The sequence below is a fragment of the Fontibacillus panacisegetis genome (genome assembly GCF_900102215.1).
GTDB classification, from domain to species: Bacteria; Bacillota; Bacilli; order Paenibacillales; family Paenibacillaceae; genus Fontibacillus; species Fontibacillus panacisegetis.
The window spans coordinates 1-18,889 of sequence record NZ_FNBG01000020.1 but is presented as its reverse complement, the minus strand read 5'-3'; the positions used below and the strand labels follow the sequence as shown (position 1 = coordinate 18,889).

Annotated in this window: 15 protein-coding genes; 2 read left to right on the top strand and 13 right to left on the bottom strand. The window is 45.6% G+C overall.

Annotation, left to right across the window (positions count from 1 at the left end):
• Window positions 1-89: 89 nt before the first annotated feature.
• The gene (locus BLS49_RS16115; protein ID WP_091232778.1) at window positions 90-1,154 is read right to left on the bottom strand and encodes a sulfate/molybdate ABC transporter ATP-binding protein; all 1,065 of its coding nucleotides are present in this window, start codon (window positions 1,152-1,154) and stop codon (window positions 90-92) included.
• 223 nt (window positions 1,155-1,377) lie between these two features.
• On the opposite strand from BLS49_RS16115, the gene BLS49_RS16110 reads away from it, so the two are divergent.
• Window positions 1,378-1,779 (top strand): secondary thiamine-phosphate synthase enzyme YjbQ, encoded by a 402-nt coding sequence (locus tag BLS49_RS16110; RefSeq protein ID WP_091232776.1) that lies wholly within the window; start codon window positions 1,378-1,380, stop codon window positions 1,777-1,779.
• A 164-nt stretch (window positions 1,780-1,943) separates the two neighbouring features.
• On the opposite strand, the gene BLS49_RS16105 is transcribed toward BLS49_RS16110, so the two are convergent.
• The 3 genes from BLS49_RS16105 to BLS49_RS16095 form a co-directional block, all read right to left on the bottom strand.
• On the bottom strand, window positions 1,944-2,543 hold the full coding sequence (locus BLS49_RS16105; protein ID WP_091232773.1) for a TetR/AcrR family transcriptional regulator: 600 nt from the start codon (window positions 2,541-2,543) through the stop codon (window positions 1,944-1,946).
• Between the two features lie 5 nt (window positions 2,544-2,548).
• Window positions 2,549-3,181 carry a YigZ family protein gene (locus BLS49_RS16100; RefSeq protein WP_091232769.1) on the bottom strand — a complete coding sequence of 211 codons (633 nt, stop codon included), beginning with the start codon at window positions 3,179-3,181 and terminating at the stop codon, window positions 2,549-2,551.
• Between the two features lie 102 nt (window positions 3,182-3,283).
• Window positions 3,284-4,639 carry a glucose-6-phosphate isomerase gene (locus tag BLS49_RS16095; RefSeq protein WP_091232766.1) on the bottom strand — a complete coding sequence of 452 codons (1,356 nt, stop codon included), beginning with the start codon at window positions 4,637-4,639 and terminating at the stop codon, window positions 3,284-3,286.
• Window positions 4,640-4,828: 189 nt separating this feature from the next.
• On the opposite strand from BLS49_RS16095, the gene BLS49_RS16090 reads away from it, so the two are divergent.
• Window positions 4,829-5,734 (top strand): NAD(P)-dependent oxidoreductase, encoded by a 906-nt coding sequence (locus BLS49_RS16090; protein ID WP_091232762.1) that lies wholly within the window; start codon window positions 4,829-4,831, stop codon window positions 5,732-5,734.
• A 387-nt stretch (window positions 5,735-6,121) separates the two neighbouring features.
• Here the strand turns inward: BLS49_RS16090 and ppnP are convergent, their stop codons facing one another.
• The 9 genes from ppnP to BLS49_RS16045 all read right to left on the bottom strand — a co-directional run.
• A complete protein-coding gene (gene ppnP, locus BLS49_RS16085; RefSeq protein ID WP_091232759.1) occupies window positions 6,122-6,439 on the bottom strand; it encodes a pyrimidine/purine nucleoside phosphorylase in 318 nt (105 codons plus the stop codon).
• A 47-nt stretch (window positions 6,440-6,486) separates the two neighbouring features.
• Window positions 6,487-8,511 (bottom strand): transketolase, encoded by a 2,025-nt coding sequence (tkt, locus tag BLS49_RS16080; protein WP_091232756.1) that lies wholly within the window; start codon window positions 8,509-8,511, stop codon window positions 6,487-6,489.
• Between the two features lie 251 nt (window positions 8,512-8,762).
• Window positions 8,763-9,491, bottom strand: a complete 729-nt coding sequence (locus tag BLS49_RS16075) for a thioesterase II family protein (protein WP_091232753.1) — start codon at window positions 9,489-9,491, stop codon at window positions 8,763-8,765.
• A 201-nt stretch (window positions 9,492-9,692) separates the two neighbouring features.
• Window positions 9,693-12,665, bottom strand: coding sequence for a VWA domain-containing protein (locus BLS49_RS16070; RefSeq protein ID WP_091232750.1), 2,973 nt, complete (start codon window positions 12,663-12,665; stop codon window positions 9,693-9,695).
• Entirely contained in the window at window positions 12,649-14,583 is a 1,935-nt protein-coding gene (locus tag BLS49_RS16065; protein WP_175471439.1) for a vWA domain-containing protein, read from the bottom strand. The genes BLS49_RS16070 and BLS49_RS16065 overlap by 17 nt, the downstream gene beginning before the upstream one ends.
• A 37-nt stretch (window positions 14,584-14,620) precedes the next feature.
• A complete protein-coding gene (locus BLS49_RS16060; protein ID WP_091232743.1) occupies window positions 14,621-15,544 on the bottom strand; it encodes a DUF58 domain-containing protein in 924 nt (307 codons plus the stop codon).
• Window positions 15,541-16,530: an AAA family ATPase gene (locus BLS49_RS16055; RefSeq protein ID WP_091232740.1), complete on the bottom strand. Its 990-nt coding sequence runs from the start codon at window positions 16,528-16,530 to the stop codon at window positions 15,541-15,543. The genes BLS49_RS16060 and BLS49_RS16055 overlap by 4 nt, the downstream gene beginning before the upstream one ends.
• Window positions 16,531-16,612: 82 nt before the next feature.
• A complete protein-coding gene (locus tag BLS49_RS16050) occupies window positions 16,613-18,316 on the bottom strand; it encodes a hypothetical protein (RefSeq protein WP_091232737.1) in 1,704 nt (567 codons plus the stop codon).
• A gap of 222 nt (window positions 18,317-18,538) precedes the next feature.
• Window positions 18,539-18,889 (bottom strand): transposase (locus BLS49_RS16045; RefSeq protein WP_175471432.1); only part of this gene is annotated, 351 nt, incomplete at its 5' end.

Below are 18,889 nucleotides of genomic sequence, written 5' to 3'. Positions count from 1 at the left end.
TATGGTACTGATAATGATACTGATCTTTCAAGTGCACTAATAAAAAAAAGAAGATCCAGGCCTATTTCGCCAGATCTCTTTATTATGAACTATATAATGACACTTAACGGATTTCCTTTAAGCGGATTTTCTACCACCCAGCTTCTATCGTCATTGTACAAATATGCACGATGCACGAGAACGCGAACCTCTTGACCAGCCTTTAGTGTTTCCTTCTCAAGCGAACGGAAGGTCGTCAGCACTTGTCCTCCAACCTCAACCTCAACTAGCCACTCACTTCCACGGAAATGCAAATGCTTGACTACACCGGGTGCTGTTGCAGATAGGAGCGTAAATTCATTATCTGTACCTATTTCAATATATTCTGGACGAATCAGCGCTTTAGTTCCCTCAGGCCCTCCTTCTCCCTCAAATCCCTTCAAGCTCGAAGCTTTCTCTATCTGAGTCGATTGCCCCACAAATGAAGCAACAAACGGAGTAAGCGGCTCCTTGTAAATGTCCCAAGGCGTTCCCTTTTGCTCCAAACGTCCTTCACCAATAATCATGATTTCATCAGCAACCTCGATCGCTTCATCTTGGTCATGAGTAACGAATATCGATGTAATTCCTACACGTTCTATCAATTCGCGAAGCCATGAACGCAGCTCCTGACGAATCTTCGCATCAATCGCAGCAAATGGCTCATCCAGCAAAAGAAGCTGAGGTTCAGGGGCAAGTGCACGAGCAAAAGCAACACGCTGACGTTGTCCCCCGGACAATTGATGAGGATAACGATGCTCAAAGCCTTTAAGTCCAGTCAATTCGACTAACTCCGTAACCCTCTCTTTAATATAGCTCTTAGATGCTTTTTTCACTTGCAACCCAAATGCGATATTGTCAAACACGGTCATATGCTTAAAGAGAGCATAGCTTTGAAATACGAATCCAATCCCGCGATCCTGCGGAGCTAAATCATTGACACGCTGTCCGTGAAATATGATTTCCCCTGAATCCGGTTGCTCTAGTCCTGCCAGCATACGAAGAATCGAGGTTTTCCCCCCACCGCTAGGTCCCAATAATCCGATCAATTGACCTTTCTCAATTTCAAAACTGACATCTTTCACCGCATGAAAGCTGCCAAAATGTTTATCCAAGTTTCGTACTTCTACATGCATTGGAGGGGTCACATCCTTTCATATATACAGATCACTGGGATCAATAGTAAACGCTGCGTAATCATCTCATATAAGTTTATCCGATATAAATACTTGGTTTTACTTATAAAGATACTTTACCAAACAGGAGGTTCACCGTCAATCCAATTCGTTTACAAAATAATACAAACTTATATTATAATTTTAAGAAGCTGCTCAGAAATCAGTAATGGAGGGTATACAGATGCTTCAAAAGCTTGAGATTACAACATTCAAACGTGATGAAATGCGTGATATTACAAGAGAAGTTCGTTCAGTAGTGAATAAGAGTGGGGTTCAAAATGGACTGGTTCTCATTTATTCTCCCCATACTACAGCTGGCATTACAATCAATGAAAATGCAGATCCTGATGTCAAACATGATGTGTTGATGAGACTTGATGAAGCTTACCCTTGGACGCATCCGAAATACCGTCATGCTGAGGGTAATACAGCCTCTCACCTTAAGACCATTACGACCGGCTCCTCCCAGACTGTCATCATCCATAACGGCGAACTGCTCCTTGGTAGATGGCAAGGCATTTATTTCTGTGAATTCGATGGTCCAAGAAATAGACAATACTATATTAAAGTAATTGAAGGATAAAGAAATCTCAACAAACATAAAAGGCGCTGGTCCTAACGAACTCAGCGCCTTTTAAAATACGAGAACAAACAAAATGGAAGTAAATTACGTTAATAAAGTAATGTTGTACAGCTATGACAATGTAAATGGGTAAAGCGTAATTGTAAAACAAAAACGTCTTAATCTTATGACGTTAATAAGCGGTAATTGCTCTGACTTAACATTTTGACATGGGCTACTGCAGCTGGCATTATTTCCTCGAACGTCAGGCGATCCTGGATGTAGAAGGAGATGAAGCCATGTATGCCCAAAAACATACTAAGCGGAAGAGATGGATTATTCTCCAGCGGATGTTTCTCTTCCTTCAAAAATTGACGTATGATGGTATCAAACATGTCAAAGCATTTGGACTGTTCCGCACGACAATAAGTCAAAATTTCTTCATCTCTGAGCATAAACATAATTTCATACTGATGCGGATGATCAAGTCCAAACTTGATAAATTCCAGCATTAATTGCTCTGCCTTCGTCATTCCTTCTGATGGAGGACGTCTGGTCACTTGTTCACATAACTGGGCCAAGTGGTTAAAATCCTGGACAACGATCGCATAGAACAATTCCGCTTTTTCCTTGAAATGATAATACAATGAACCATGACTGTACCCTAAATGCTGGCCGATGCTCCGCATGGATATGCCCCGATATCCCTTCGTGATGAACAAATGTCTGGCAGCATCCATAATTCTATCCCTCGACAATTCCTGCTCCACTGCTCTTCTTGCCATAGACATTATTCCCCTTCAATAAAGTAAACCTTGTCACCTACCGTCATTACAGCCTGCCCTTGTGTCATATCCGTCATCCAATTCATAAAGACTTCACATTCTTGATCCAGTGGAAGGCACAGCAATGTTACCTTATCAGCAAACGCTGTCTCTCCTGTACGAATTCCCTTGTTTCGAAGTTCGTTCTCAGCTTTTCCAAGCCATGTGTAATCTATCTCGACATAAATCTCCTGATGAAGCACACGCGTAATTGCTTCACCCGCTTCAATTGCGGCAACAGCACCATCTGTATAAGCACGGATCAGTCCGCCTGCACCAAGCATTATTCCACCAAAATATCGGGTAACGACAATAGCTACATTTTTGAGGCCCTGATTTTTAATGACTTCCAAAATCGGCTTGCCTGCTGTTCCACTAGGTTCACCATCATCCGATTGCTTCTGGATCTCATCCCGCTCTCCGATCATATAAGCGGAGCAATTATGAGTTGCGTTCCAGTGCCGCTTCTTGATCTCTTCAATAAACAAGACGGCATCCTCTTCAGTCTCTACCGGCTTCACATGACCGATAAATCTTGATTTTTTGATGACAATTTCCTTTTCTCCGGCTTTGCGAACCGTTTTGTAGCGCTCTAACATATGACCTCATCCTTATGAATGAGCCAAGAAGCAGTCCGGGCCGGTTTTTTACCGGTGAACTGCTTCTTGGCATTTATTCCTTGTTGTAAAACAAGCTATTATCTACTCAGACAATCTTGCTTCCAATTCTGCTTTTTCTTTCTCATAACCTGGTTTGCCGAGAAGCGCGAACATGTTTTTCTTATAAGCTTCTACGCCAGGTTGATCGAATGGATTAACACCCATTAAGTAGCCGCTGATACCGCAGGCCTTTTCAAAGAAGTATACCAGATAACCGAAAGAATATGGAGTTAAATCTGGAACATTTACTACCAAGTTAGGTACTTCACCGTCTGTATGAGCCAGAAGTGTACCTTGGAATGCCTTTTTATTTACGAAATCCAGAGTTTTACCAGCGAGGAAGTTCAGGCCATCCAAATCGGCAGGATCTGATTCGATCGTAATGTGGCTTGGAACTTCAGTAACTTGAATAACTGTCTCAAAAATATTACGGTTACCTTCTTGAATGAATTGACCCATCGAATGCAGGTCAGTTGAGAAGTCAACTGCTGCTGGGAAAATACCTTTATAATCTTTACCTTCACTCTCGCCGAAGAGTTGTTTCCACCATTCGGATACATAGTGCAAGGATGGTTCATAGTTTACGAGAATTTCTGTTACTTTTCCTTTACGATACAGTGCGTTACGAACTGCTGCATATTGGTAGCTCACATTTTCAGCAAGGTTAGGATTGCTGTATTCTTTAGCAGCGTCAGCAGCTCCTTGCATCATTTCTTCAATGTTGATGCCTGCAGTAGCGATTGGAAGAAGACCTACAGCAGTCAGAACAGAATAACGCCCGCCTACATCATCAGGAATAACAAATGTTTCGTATCCTTCTTCGTTAGAAAGCTTCTTCAGAGCACCCTTCTCGCGATCTGTCGTAGCGTAAATACGTTTACGAGCTTCTTCCTTACCGTATTTCTTCTCAAGAGCGGCACGGAAAATGCGGAAAGCTATCGCTGGTTCTGTAGTTGTACCGGATTTAGAGATAACGTTCACTGAGAAATCCTTGCCCTCGATCAAATCAAGCAAATGGTTCACATAAGTCGAGCTGATGTTGTTACCAGCGAAATAGATTTCAGGAGTTTTACGCTTGTCTTTAGGAAGTTCGTTATAAAATGAATGAGACAATGCTTCGATTGCAGCACGTGCTCCGAGATAGGAACCGCCAATACCAACAACGATCAACACTTCGGAATCGCTTTGAATTTTAGCCGCTGCCTTTTGAATGCGTGCAAATTCTTCTTTATCATACTCGGTTGGGAGGTCAATCCAGCCCCGGTAATCGGAGCCTGCTCCTGTACCGTTATGTAATTGTTCATGGGCTACACGAACGTACTCGGTTAAATTGTCTACTTCATTTTGACCAACGAATTGCAGGGCTTTGCTGTAATCAAAACTCACCTTTTTAGTCATTACTACAAATACCTCCATGTTATATTTATTTATCTCACTACCTACCCCATAATACCTAGACATTCACTAAACAACTAAAGATAGGATACTGTAAATTCCCAGTGAACACAAGGGCACAATATACAGGTTTCTGCACACTGTGATAAAATATTTAAATGCTGTTCAATCAAAAAATTGAGGGTGACTTACATGAAAAAAATCGGATTTGCTGGATTAGGTACAATGGGAGCGCCAATGGCATCCAATCTGCTGAAACAAGGTTACGAAGTGACTGTATATAATCGTACAGCCGCCAAATGTCAGCCTCTTGCTGCACAAGGTGCTGTCATAGCCGCAACACCCAGGAAAGCTACAGAGGGCGCTGACACTGTTATTACAATGGTAAGCGACGATAACTCTATAAAAGCTGTATATGAGGGCTCTGATGGCGTTCTCGCCGGTCTCAGCGCTGCTAAGACGGTCATCGATTGCAGTACAATTTCACCTTCGCTTGTCAAACAATTAGCCGAACAGGTTACAGCGCATGGAGCATCGTTTCTCGACGCACCTGTAACAGGCAGTTCACCTGCTGCAATTGACGGAACCCTGGTATTTATGGTTGGTGGTTCTGCCGAAGTTCTCTCCAAGCAACAGGATATATTCGAGTGTCTCGGCAAAAAAATTCTGCATATGGGCCCTAACGGCAGTGGATCTGTAGCCAAACTTGCTCATAACACCATCGTCGGCATCAACAATCTTGCTCTTGCAGAAGGCTTTGCAATTGCTGCTAAATCCGGTTTGCCCGCAGATACCTTCCTTGAACTGGTGCAGTTGGGTTCAGCCGGCAGTAAAACCGCTGACCTGAAGGGCAACAAAATTATTAATCACGATTTTACCAACCAATTTTCTCTTGCGCTCATGCTTAAGGATTTGAAGCTGGCTTCATCCCTGACTGACGGCGCAGCCATTCCTTCTCCGATGCTGAATCTCGCCAAGAGCCTCTTCCAAGCAGGTCAAAGCGAGGGTTATGGAGATGAGGACCTTTCCGCTGTCGTTAAGCTGTACGAAGCATGGATCGGCCAGAGAATAGGTGAGCAATCGTCAATTCAGGATTAATGCACATGAAGTACACTTGAAGTACACTTGAAAAGCCTGCAAAAGCGCAGCAATTTTCATTCTAAAGCGTTAATTTAGCACAGAAGCCTGCAAAAGTGCAGCAATTTTCTACTTTTACGGTCAAAAGTCTGGAGTCGGACTCAAAAAACTGTACTTTTGCAGCAATATATCCGAAAGCATCTAGTAAAAGTTAAAAAGATGCACTTTCGCAGCAATTTCACAAAAGACGATCTTATTCGTGGAATACTATATTCCAGAAGATAACAGAGACCGAATGAGATAAAATATTTCGGGTATCCGCTGCCTTGCTGCAGATTGATTGAATCACGTGATTACCTAGTAAAATAGCGCCCGTATGGGCGCTATTTTACATTTAAAACATTAGGCTCAAGCTCCGTAAGAGCAGCAGTAATCCGTTACACTACGCACTTCAAGTTTAAAGGAAGATTTAGCAGGAACAGTAAACGTTCCACGGCCGCTAATTTCTCTCCACAGCGTCTCGCCTGGAAGTAGCACCTTCAAATCTCCCGCTAAAATGTCCATAACTTCAAGTGAATCTGTCGAAAACTCATATTCCCCGGGAAGCATGATTCCCAGAGTGACTTTACTTCCACCCTCCAGCCATACACTACGGCTTGTTACTTTACCGTCAAAATAAATATTGGCAGCTTTATCCACTGTTACATTCTTGAATTGCTCTGACACGTTTCCCGCTCCCCTCACGGCTGTTCTTTAAAAATTAGTTCTCTATATTATTTTAATTGATCTTTAACATTCTTCACAACGTTGCTAACAGTAAAGCCATACTCTTCGATAACTTTGTCTCCAGGCGCAGAAGCACCGAAAGTATCAATACCAAGAACAACACCGTTCTCGCCAACATAACGTTCCCAACCAAATGGATGTCCCATTTCAATGGCTACGCGCGCTTTAACTTCAGGCAAGATAACGGAATCTTTGTATGCTTTGTCTTGCTTGTCGAACAAATCCCAGCTTGGCAAGCTTACTACACGAACATGAATGCCTTCTTCTGCAAGAGCAGCTTGAGCCTTCACAGCAAGCTGTACTTCAGAACCAGAAGCGATAAGCTGTGCTACAGGTTTGCCGTCTTTAGCTTCAGATACTACGTATCCGCCGCGTTTGATGCCTTCACGAGCCAACTCTGCAGACTTTTCCAGAATCGGCAGGTTTTGGCGAGTCAATACTAGCGCAACTGGATTTGCTTTGTTCTCTACAGCATAAGCCCAAGCTGCAGAAGTTTCATTACCGTCAGCTGGACGAAGCACTGTCAGACCTGGAATGATACGCAGGGAAGCAAGCTGTTCAATCGGTTCGTGAGTAGGACCGTCTTCACCGACAGCGATACTGTCATGCGTAAGCACAAAAGTCACAGGCAGCTTCATCAGAGCAGACAGACGTACTGCTGGACGGAGGTAGTCAGTAAATACGAAGAATGTACCGCCGAACACTTTAAGTCCACCATGCAAAGCGATACCGTTCATTGCAGTAGCCATACCGAATTCACGAACGCCAAAGTAGAGGTTACGTCCATCGCGAGTTTCAGGTGTGTACATTTCCAATCCGTTCAGGTGAGTCATGGTTGAGCTTTCAAGGTCAGCGGAACCGCCCAGCAATTGCGGTACACGTCCTGCCAAACCGTTAAGCGCATTACCAGAAGCAACGCGAGTAGACAAAGCTTTATCTTCAGAAGTATATTTCGGCAGGTCGCTTTCCCATCCTTCCGGTAGGTTGCCAGCGAATGCTTGTTCAAATTGAGCCGCCAGATCAGGATATTTCGCTTTATATGCCGCAAAGGTTTCATCCCATGCATTGTTAGCTGCAATACCGCGATCTTTTACTTTTGCAAAATGCTCACTAACTTCTTCAGGCACGTAGAAATCTTCTTCGTAAACCCATTTATAGAATTCTTTTGTCAGTTTCGTCTCATCAGCACCAAGTGGAGAGCCATGTGTACCGCCATGTCCACCTTTACCCTGTTTGTTAGGGCTACCGTAACCGATAACTGTTTTTACTTCGATCAGGGTTGGGCGAGTTAAATCACTTTTACCTTCTTGAATAGCTGCTTCAATAGCTGCCAGATCATTGCCATCCTCAACAAGCAGCGTTTGCCAGCCATATGCCTGAAAACGTTGTCTCACATTTTCAGAGAAGCTAAGGTTAAGCTTGCCGTCAAGAGAAATATCGTTGGAATCATACAAGAAGATCAATTTACCGAGCTTGAGGTGTCCTGCAAGGGATGCAGCTTCACTAGCTACGCCTTCCATCAAGTCACCATCACCGCAAATACCGTAAGTGAAATGATCCACAATTTTGAAATTGTCGCGGTTGTAAGTAGCAGCAAGCTGAGTTTCAGCAAGAGCCATCCCCACTGCCATTGCAATACCTTGTCCAAGTGGACCTGTCGTTGCATCAACACCTGCAGTATGTCCGAATTCCGGATGCCCTGGTGTTTTGCTGCCCCATTGACGGAATTGCTTCAAATCTTCCAGCGAAAGACCATAACCGCTCAGGTGAAGCAAGCTATAAAGAAGCATAGATCCATGACCTGCGGACAGTACGAAACGGTCACGATTCACCCATTCAGGATGAGCTGGGTTATGAGTCATCGTTTTGGCGAATAATTGATACCCCATCGGAGCAGATCCCATAGGCATTCCCGGGTGACCGGATTTTGCTTTTTCAATCGCATCGATCGCTAGTGTACGAATCGTTGTGATCGACAGATTGTCGATAGTGTTGTTGTCTGACAAAGGCATTTGATTTCCTCCTTAATAATGAAAAGATAAATCTGCAAATAGAGAGGCTACATTGAAACATTTACTGTGAATTTAAATAAAACATTCACTTTGAAAAGATCATTTTGACTTTATCTATTGTAACATTTCATTGAGCCCTTTTCCATACCATTATTCCCATAGTTTACTGTTTAGAAAATAAAAAACAGGCGACATTCAGAAGATTTCTGATATCGCCACACTTTTTCAAAATTATCTTGTTAACTTTCAGCTCAGGCTTTAGGAGCCACTAAACATTTCGACCCTGCAATTGCTTCGTTAATCAGGAGAGCAACTTGTTCCGGTTGATCCTTTGCAAAAAAATGATCTCCTTGTACACAATGTATATTCCAGCACCCGGAAGAATGTGATTTCCACTGCTCCATTTCATTTATTGCAACAGTATGGTCATCACTACCATACAAAGCCGTCAAATTGCACTCAATTTTTCGTTCTCTGTTTTGAAAAGTGTAGGTTTCAAGAATTTCGAAATCCGCGCGCAGAATGGGAACGAAGAAATCAAACATTTCCTTGTTCTCAAAAACAATGCTCGAAGAAGCGCTATATTTTAAAACTTCCTGCTTAAACTCCTCATCGGGCAGATTATGAATTTTCTTTTCCCGTGCTCTATCAGGAGCTCTTCCTGCGGATACAAAAAGATGAACAGGCTCTTTAAACCCGTTATTTATTAACTCATGATATAATTCAAAAGAAATTAAGCTCCCCATGCTGTGTCCAAAAATGGCGTAGCTCTCATCTCGGCCGAGCTTATCTTGAATGTGGTTATACAGCTCAGAAACTATCTCCTGCATTGAATGCTTCAAGGCTTGGCTGGATTTTGCTCCTCTTCCAGGCAGCTCTAGTGGGATAAGCTCGATGTTTGCATTTAAATATTTTTTCCACTGAAAATAGATAACTGCCGATCCGCCAGCAAACGGTAAGCAAAAAAGTTTAACTTTCAAGAAATATCCCCCCGTTCTCTATTATTTGTAACAACCAACCTAATATGCAAAATTTTATAATTACATACATTATTCTTTTATAAAATATAATATTAGTAAATGGTATAAAACTCCTATTTTACAAACAGCATCGCCCTGTTCCGAATATGGGCAGGTGTGGACAATAAAAAGAGGTGGACATCCTCGTCCACCTCTTTTGGTTTATCTTTTGCCTCGCCGCTTGGCCGCAAGCAGTCGGCCAAGCGCATCCTCCGGCGCGGCTTCGCCCGCGCCGGCTGGCCGCCCGGCCCCCTCCCCAGGAGGGGGAGCCGGCGGCTGCTCCGCGGCCCGCTTCGCTTCGCGTGCGGGCCCAGGCGCCGCTCCCGTCCCGCCATCAGAGGCGGGACGGGGTGGCGGCGCCTTCGGCGCGGCGGCGGTGTCGCCTCCGCCGCCAGCGCCGTAAAAGGCGGCTGCGCGATCCTTGCGCGCAGCCAGCCGCGCCAGCCCGGCGTCCGGCTTCGCTGCGGACGCCGCGGGCTGGCCTGCCGTCGCCGCGGCAGCTCCGCTGCGGCGACGCCACAACATCAGCCGCTCCGCCATACGTCCCCAAGGCAGCGCCAATCTGCGCAGCGCGATATCAACGACCCAAAGAATTAGCGCAGCTGCCAGCAACAGCTTTTCCAGATCACGATATACTGGAAATGCTTTTGGAGTGAAGCCGAAAACCTCCTTCGTTTGATCCCATTCCAGTACACGACCACCCGTCATATCCGCAAGCGCGGTTAGCTTCTCCTTAGCATCATCAACCTGAATTCGATATTCCGGAGAATACGGAATCACAAAGCCCGTTCCCGTACCTAAGCCATTCTCGGTCCCCGTATCCGTCTCCTGACTGGAGCCATCATCGTTTGATGTTCCTTCCGACTTTTCCTTCAAATGAAGCAAAAACGATCCTGGCTGGCTTACTTCCATCACGCCCGTATAAGTTCCAGGAGATGTAGGCACTAGTGTTACTCGGCTTTCCTGTAAAGCCTCCGAGCTTACAATCCCTTCGAGATTTTCCGATGGGTTCGCTCCATTCGCCGTTACCTCAAACTGAACCTGATTGCCGATGACCGTAGTATTCACTTCATAAGGAGAAGCGGTAAACTGAGGAAACGTCCACTTGACCATCTCCGTAAATACATTCGGAAATTGAGACCAGCTTACCCATTCCTTTGACCACTTTCCCGTCAAATCACTGGTCCAGGCTACAGATCGACCTGATCCGTACTGCCATCTAGCTAATAACGGATCTGGCTCCGGGCTTGCCAGGATCGTCTGTGCCGTAGACTTCGCGGTAGTTGCTACATACCCGTTAATACTCGGCAGCCCTCCGCTGAGTATCTCTCCCCATTCTCCGGGTGTTACGAGAGACGGCACAAAAGGCTTGTTTACAATATAAGTTCTCGCGATCATTGCAGCCTCCCGGCTAAAAATCGCAGGCAATGTCGTTGCATCCTTTACGAGATAATATCTCCCTTTTGCCTCGTCAGCGAGCCATTGCAGCAGATTAAAATCCGCATCATTCCCTACTGCAACAGTAGACATCGTAATTTTCGAATCCTTCATCGTACCGATCAAATCGTTGTAGCTGGAATTTACCGCTGACTGTCCATCTGTTAACAGAATAATATGTTTACGCTGCGCAGTAACTTCCAGCATCTTGTTAGTAGCGTCAGCAAGCGCAGGAAAGATGTCAGTTCCGCCTCCACTAGGAATACTGGAAATCTGCGATATGACTGAATCCTTGTCATCCAGCTTTTGAGGCTCTACAACCCACCACGGACTATCATCAAAAGCAACAACTCCGACGGTGTCCTTCGGTCTCAGCAGCTCAATCGTCCGAATTGCGGACTCTTTGGCAAGCGCTATTTTGTCGCCATCCATACTGCCAGAACGATCAATTACTAGAATCAACCCGAGAGAAGGAACCTCTCGTTTCCCTTCAAGCTCCATAGACACAGGCAGCAATTTCTCAATCGGCGTCTTGAAATAGCCGCCCATTCCGTAGCTGTCTTCACCACCTACCATCATAAAACCGATCCCGTAGGAGCGGACAGCCTGCTCAATAAGATCCATCTGTTTGCCGCCTACCTGCTCACCGGATACATTGTTAAAAATAATACTGTCGTATCTGGCGTATTTCGCCATTTCGAGCGACAGCATTTCCGGCTTAGTAACCTCATAGTCAACCAGACCAGAGCTCAGAGCATTTTCCAGATTGGCAGATGTTCCAGCTTTCCCTTCAACAATGAGCACCTTCGGGCTTCCGGTCACCCTGGTAAACGCATAATTAGCGTTGTTTCCGGACTGCTCATCACCATCCACAAACACCTCTGCACGATAACGATGCAGCCCTGTCTCACTGGCTAACCCCTGTAATGCAAACCGATTGTCGCCTCTCTCAAGACTCACCGTTTTACGCCCAATTTCCCGGTTGTCCTCATACAATCGCAGCTCGCCTTCACCTGAAAAGGTGCTTCTAATGGATACTTCAAAAGAAAAAGATTCCGCGTGATACAGCTTCTCCGGCACTTTAAATGATTCAATCGACACATCCTTGATCTCTGCTTTAGCTACAGGCAGTACATCGACGACAATTCCTCGCTCCTTAAGCGACAGGGCCGCTTTTCGCAAATCTCCAACGTTCTCTTCTCCGTCCGATACTAATACGATCCTTCGGTTTCCCTGTCCTCCAAACAAGCTTGCAGACAACTGGAGACCTTGCTCCAATCTAGTAAATTCAGAATTGACCTCACCACCAAGACTGCCTTCAGAAATAGGTGATACGTCCAGATTTTTCCCGACCACTGCATCAAGCCCAGTCGACACTACACCGACCTTGTCCTGTTCCTTCTTTTCCTGTCCAGCCTCTACAATCCACTTTTCAGCATTTCCGAGCTTTGACATATTGCCCGACATACTTTCAGAACGGTCCAGCAAAAAGACAATTTCCTTATCCTTTACAATGCTGTAAGTATGAAATCCAGCCAGCAACAGAATAAGCAGTGCAAATACTGTCGTCCGAATGCCAAGAACCCATTTTTTTCGTCCACCGCTAAGTCTGAAATCAGAACGGTAAGTGTACACAACCCATCCTGCTAGCGGAAGGAGCAGCAGAAGCAGCCAGGGATGATCAAATTGAACGCCCACGCTGATACACCCCCCATTCCACCAAAATCACGATTAATACCAGTAGTGCGATCCAATAAACAAAGGAATATGGAGTCCTGACAGCATTTTCTTCATTTGCTCCATTCCCTGAAATTTGAAGCGATTTTTCTCCATTAATGTTCGATTCCAGTCGATTAGCAGAAACCTCCAGATAATAACCTGAAAGCACGGCTTTCTCTATCCCTTTTAGTTCAAAACGCCACAATCCCGGAATTTCAGGAGCCTTCTGTTTAGAAGAAATTTGCTCTCCATTGTTTTCAGCAGCAACACTGGGCGCACCGTTCTCCAGCGCATAACCATCTACCGGAATCCAAGCACCTTCCACAGCCTCGGCATCCACAGGAATTTCAACCTGTGCACCAGCGTTCATTCGGCCCAGCCCTGCTGCCTTGCCTGAATTCAACCACTCCACCGCATTGTTCACCAATATTGGAAATTCAGGACGAAGCGGCAAATCACCCGCAGTCAGCTCAAACAAAAATGTCAGCCGAGCGTTGCCTTCCTCCATTCCGGCATACATCGCAGGAATTCCGCCAATGCTCATAATTGGACTGGCCCATGAAGGGATCTTCTCATCAATAAGTGAAGCAACCGGAGAATCTTTTATCGATAAGTAACGAGTTACTGGATGTGTGGAAGTTTTGATATCGCCATTCGTCAGTTGAATTTCTTTTCCATCGCCGCCCAGGCTCCAGAGCGGGGTTTTCTTTAGCAAGTCAGCCCATTCTCCCTGAGCAAAATAAGACGGAAGCTTGCCATCCACAACGATAATGTCCGGCTTTGTTTTTGGAACGATAGGAATATCGTCATTGTTTATGTCATCATCAGAAGCACTGGTATCCATGCGGGTAACCTCCGAGCCAGTGAGCTGCAGCGCTTTTTCTAAAAAAAGATTTCCAGATGAAATCAGCAAAATACTTGGCGCACCACCATGTTCCAAAAATGCAAACGCCATATTATCCGGGGCATAGTCGTCCTCCGTTTCAACCGCAAGACGGTATACTTCTGCTTGTGCCAGCCCCTCAAATGACACTGTAGCGCTTTGCCCGGAAGCAATGGTTATTCCTTTACTGGCAAGCAATTGACCATCGCCGTATAGATCCAGTGTCGTTTCCATTGTGGTATTGCCATAGTTTCTTGCTACTGCAACACCGGTTACCGCTCCTTGTGAGCCGTCCGTCAGACCGCTTTTAACCCCAAATTGCTCTATAGCCAAGTTGCTGACCTTTTCCTGGTAGGTTGAAACTACCTTTACCGGAACATCAAAATGAATATCATCCGAACGTTCGTTCCACTGCTCATCAGAAAATATGACGACGCTTGCATCCGGGTCTTCCTTCGTAAGTGCAGCCGCCAATGAGAGACTCTCTCTGTAGGCTGCTTGTCCAAATTGAACCTGCAGACCATCGATAGCTTTATTCCACGAATCTCGGTCACTCTCACGGGACAGTATTACTTCCGGCTGGCTACTGAGCTTTAGCAGTGTGATTTCACTTCCGCGGCCAAGCGTGTCAACCATGGACCTCATTTGCTCTTTTACTTGATCCAGCCGATTGACTTGATGAGCTCCGGCTTCTGCGTTTTCAGTCCAAACTGCGTCCATGCTGGCGGAGGTATCTACAACAATGACGGTATGTTTACTTCCCCCCTGTACGAATATATACGGCCCCATTAACGCAAATACCAGAAGTGCCGCAACAAGCAATTGAAGCCATAGCAAGAGACGATTTTGGAGTTTCTGCCACGGACGGTTAGCCTCTATATTACGCAGCACCCTATTCCATAGAAAATGACTGGGCACGACTGTATCCAAGTATTTTCGCTTAAAAAGATACAGCGCAACTATTACCGGAATGGATAGACCAAACCATAACCCTGCCCAGGACATAATCCCCATGACATTCCCTCCTTTCATGTTTGTCTAGCTTCTCTATTCAAGTTCCTATAGCACCTGCAGTACGTAACGTATCGAAAATCCCTCTATCAAGAGGCAGATTAGTTGGAGCCTGCACATAACGAATTCCCCGTTCACTGCAAAATGACGAGATTTCCAATATATATTGCCTTAAGGCCTGCTTATAGGATTCCAAAATTTTACCGGTTAACGCAACCTCTTTACCAGTACCCAGCTCACTATCAATTAATCTCAAGTCTCCGCTAAATGCAGGATTCAGCTCCTCGGCAGATATCACGTGCACAAGTACAATATCCTGACCTGTCGCCTGAATCAAAGAGATAGCATCAGCTAATTCTCGGAATCCATCCTCCTGCCAAAAATCAGAAAATATCCATGTCATACCTGGGCGGCGTGGTATAGCTTCAGGTTTTCGTAGAGCTGTCGCGAGATTGCCTACATGCTTGTTCCCTTCCTGTTCAGCATCTCTACTCACGTCACCTTCAAAAAAGGAGAACAATCTTGATGCCGATGCCTTCCCGCGAATCGATGGCAAATACTTCTTTACCTCATCAGTACATAAATAGGCTTGCATACGATCATGACTTGCTAGTGCCATATATCCTACTGACGCTGCTAGTTGCTTTGCATACAGCAGCTTGTTTTGCTCGTCTTCGCCAAAATCCATCGAGGCTGAAACGTCAACATACAGGCTCACCGACAGCTCCTGTTCATCCCAATATTGACGGATAAATGGTCGCCCTGTCCGAGAATAGACACCCCAATCAAAACGCCTGATATCATCTCCCGGTGCATATTCTCGATAATCGGCAAATTCAAGAGAAGCGCCAAGACGACCAGAACGCCGTTTGCCCTGGGTCATCCCTCGCACTCTCCGGTTTGAAATAATAGACAGCCGTTCCAACTGCGGCAACAAAGACGGGGGAAGCAAATGAGTCATCATCTGTTGCCCTCTAATGATGCAATAATATCTTCAATTAATCGATCCGTGGATATTCCCATTGCTTGACCTTCAAAGTTTAAAAACAACCGATGCCGCAGAGCCGGTACTGCTACTGCCATTAGATCTCCGGTTGATACATGCCATCGTCCTTTAGAGAGCGCACGTACTTTAGCGACCGTCACCATCGATTGAATACCGCGAGGCCCAGAACCAAAGCCAACGTATTTCTTAACCGATTCAGGCGCCCCCGCCTCTTCCGGATGAGTCATCATCAATAATCGGATTCCGTAGTCCAGCACTTCATCAGCCAGAAGCACTTCTTTAGATGCGGCGCGTAAATCTAGCAGCTCACTCGCTGACGCCTGCTTGCCCGCCGTTGCCGGATGTGCTGAAGTCGTTCGAATAACGATTTCTTTTAATTCCTCTGGAGTAGGATAATTTACATTTATTTTGAGCAAAAACCGGTCAAGCTGAGCCTCCGGCAGAGGATATGTTCCTTCATTCTCCAACGGATTCTGAGTGGCCAGCACAAAAAAGGGCTGCGGAAGAACATGCGTTTCCCCACCTACAGTAACCGTCTGCTCTTGCATGGCCTCAAGCATGGCACTTTGGGTTTTGGGGGTTGCGCGGTTAATTTCATCCGCGAGCACAATGCTGCTAAAGATAGGCCCTGGCTGGAACACTGCATCTGTCGCTCCCTGAGGTCCAAATCGAATGACATTCGTACCCGTAATGTCACTTGGCATCAAATCTGGCGTGAACTGAATACGTGAAAAAGATAAATCAAGCGTATCTGCTATCGTTCGCACTAGCATCGTTTTACCAAGACCTGGTATACCTTCAAGTAGAGCATGTCCTCCTGCGAAGACGCACCAAAGTATTTGCTCTACTACATCCTGCTGACCAACGATCACGCGTTCGATCCCCTCACGCACGGCTGTAATCGTATTTTGCAGTGATTCTACCCCTTCCTTTGCCTCCAACATACTCTGTCCCCTTTCTGCATGATGCTCAATTGGTTCATGATAAGCTTCTATTAGCTTCTAATTTTCATTCTCTGTTCAGCAACTAACGTCCCGGATCTATCTCTACAAAATAATTTTCCACCAAACTCTGCATGCTTTGCGGCAGCTCGCTTCGTTCCAAGGAACGTTTAGCTTCTGTCGCATAGTCGCTATAAACCTCTTCATACGGACGACTTACCCCATCCAGGATCGGGGATTTTCCGCCTTTTTGCACATTTCCTCCTGTAGAAGGTCCTCCATCCTGCTGAACATTGCCGCTGCCCTTCAAATCACGGGGAGCAGTAATCAGCGTTCTTCCCCCGCTGCCAAGTCCTGCTCCTGCGGCTTTTCCGCTCCCTTGACCAGACCCTTGTCCTTTGCCTTCAGATGACCCATTTCCGTTCCCGCCTGATCCACTTCCGCCAGGTTGACCACTGCCTCCAGTACCGCTAGTTCCATTACCTGAATTCGAGCCTGTTCCATCCAAGCCCTCCGATGAATCTGAAGAATCTCCTGAGCTGGCATTGCCGCTAGATGCTAGTTGGTCTGCGGTCCCCCCCATGCTCCATGAATTAGATACAGCAAGCCCTGATGCCGCCATGTTATCTGCCAGGCCCATCCCCTGCTTCGCCAGAGCCATAGCCAACGCTTCCGCTGCCTCAGACTGTTCTGATTGCGATTGACTAGCTTCAATATTTTTTTGAAGAGCTTCTTCCAGCTGTTTTAGAGCTTGCTCCACTTCTTCTTGATTGCCTTTTCCAATAGCTTCTGTGGCCTTCTTCAAAGCTTCCGCCAATTGCTGTGCATCCTTATCATCTTTCGGAGCTTTATCAGCCAATTGCTTCAATTGCTCAACCAGCTCCTGTTTTTGCTGAGAATTCATCTTTGACAGCTTATTTCGCAACGATTTCATTTCTTCTGATAAGGCTTCCGAATTTTTCTTTTGTAAACTCTCTGACAGCCCCTCAGTTAAGGAATTTTTCTTCCATTCATCCAGCCAGGATTGTCTGTTTTGTTCTTTAAGCTCCAGCTTATCCGACATTTCCTTAAGCTTTTTCATGGCCGTTTCAACATCGCTTAGCATTTTTTCCGGCTCTTTGCTCTCCGATATCGAATTTCTTAAGTTCATCAATTCCTGGTTTAACGGTTCCCGTTGTATAGGGTCCAGCTTGTAAGTCTCCAATTCCTTGATCCGCTGCTCCGTTTCCTGCTTCTGCGTATTGGCCCATTCCTTTTCCTTATTTTGCTGAGCCAATATTTCGTCCATAGGACTAGGGAGGATTACAAGCAGAGCTAACAAAAGAATTCCTGTTGCAGCGGCAATCCACCACTTACGCCTACGGGGAGCTGGAAGCTTCCGCTTCATTTGAATTAGATACTCTTCACCATATCTGATCGCCTGATTGCGCTGCATCTGAGCTGGGAGAGATTCCGACTTGGCAAAAGACAGAGCGGTTGTCATGGCATCGAGCTGCTCCCCTTCAAAACTGCCTCTATCCATCGTTCTCGCAGCTTCGATCGCTGTTATTTTGCGAAAATATCCCCACAAGCAGCCTGCTGCCAGAAATAACACAAAACTAGCTGACGCATAAACCCAAAGGCCATGTATCGGCCAGAAACGTCCTGCAAAAAACCATAGAATCGCTGCAACAATACCCGAGAGCACACCATACCAAAAGCCTTCTATTACCCTAAGCCACTGTAACCGTCGGATAACACTATGAATTTGGCGGGTTATAATTTTCATATTGTCCGAGATTTGCTCCAAGCCTCTCTCCCCCCTCTTCTATTTATTTTGATAGGATTTTGAGCAAAGTTGCTGCAAAAGTGCATGAATTTACTCTAAAGCTTACGTGTCCAAAAAAATTCCTGCAAAAATGCATCTTTATCCCACTCAATCTTCAATATGAAGCAAAATACAAAGAAATTGCTGCACTTTCGCAGGCATTTGCTCCAAATTCACCCATCCGGCTGAATATTACTGCATAATTCAGGCTGTTGAGATACCCCTACTTTTAAACTTAGTATCGAAAGAAAAATGAAAATGAAGATGTAAAATACTATACGAAATCTTGTGCATATTCGAGATAGTCCTTCTGGAAAGGTGGAGGGCTATCTTCTTAATGTTCTGTGCAGTTGCGGTTAGCAACGCTTGAATCTGTACATTTTCTCTGCCCCGAAACCGGCAATAGCGAAGCCCGTGGAGCACTTTGGCATCCGCGAAGCTTCGCTCTATAGTTTGGCATCGTATGGCGTAAGCGGCTTTTCCTGCATCACTTTGCCGGTATTTTGCTACTTTTTCCTTGTCGCTCTCCCAAATGTGGCGTTGTACGGTTCGTTG

Excerpts from the sequence above, each read along its gene's own strand:
- BLS49_RS16115 (WP_091232778.1), bottom strand. The coding sequence starts at position 1,154 with ATGCATGTAGAAGTACGAAACTTGGATAAACATTTTGGCAGCTTTCAT.
- BLS49_RS16110 (WP_091232776.1), top strand. The coding sequence starts at position 1,378 with ATGCTTCAAAAGCTTGAGATTACAACATTCAAACGTGATGAAATGCGT.
- BLS49_RS16105 (WP_091232773.1), bottom strand. The coding sequence starts at position 2,543 with ATGGCAAGAAGAGCAGTGGAGCAGGAATTGTCGAGGGATAGAATTATG.
- BLS49_RS16100 (WP_091232769.1), bottom strand. The coding sequence starts at position 3,181 with ATGTTAGAGCGCTACAAAACGGTTCGCAAAGCCGGAGAAAAGGAAATT.
- BLS49_RS16095 (WP_091232766.1), bottom strand. The coding sequence starts at position 4,639 with ATGACTAAAAAGGTGAGTTTTGATTACAGCAAAGCCCTGCAATTCGTT.
- BLS49_RS16090 (WP_091232762.1), top strand. The coding sequence starts at position 4,829 with ATGAAAAAAATCGGATTTGCTGGATTAGGTACAATGGGAGCGCCAATG.
- tkt (WP_091232756.1), bottom strand. The coding sequence starts at position 8,511 with ATGCCTTTGTCAGACAACAACACTATCGACAATCTGTCGATCACAACG.
- BLS49_RS16065 (WP_175471439.1), bottom strand. The coding sequence starts at position 14,583 with ATGGGGATTATGTCCTGGGCAGGGTTATGGTTTGGTCTATCCATTCCG.
- BLS49_RS16060 (WP_091232743.1), bottom strand. The coding sequence starts at position 15,544 with ATGATGACTCATTTGCTTCCCCCGTCTTTGTTGCCGCAGTTGGAACGG.
- BLS49_RS16055 (WP_091232740.1), bottom strand. The coding sequence starts at position 16,530 with ATGTTGGAGGCAAAGGAAGGGGTAGAATCACTGCAAAATACGATTACA.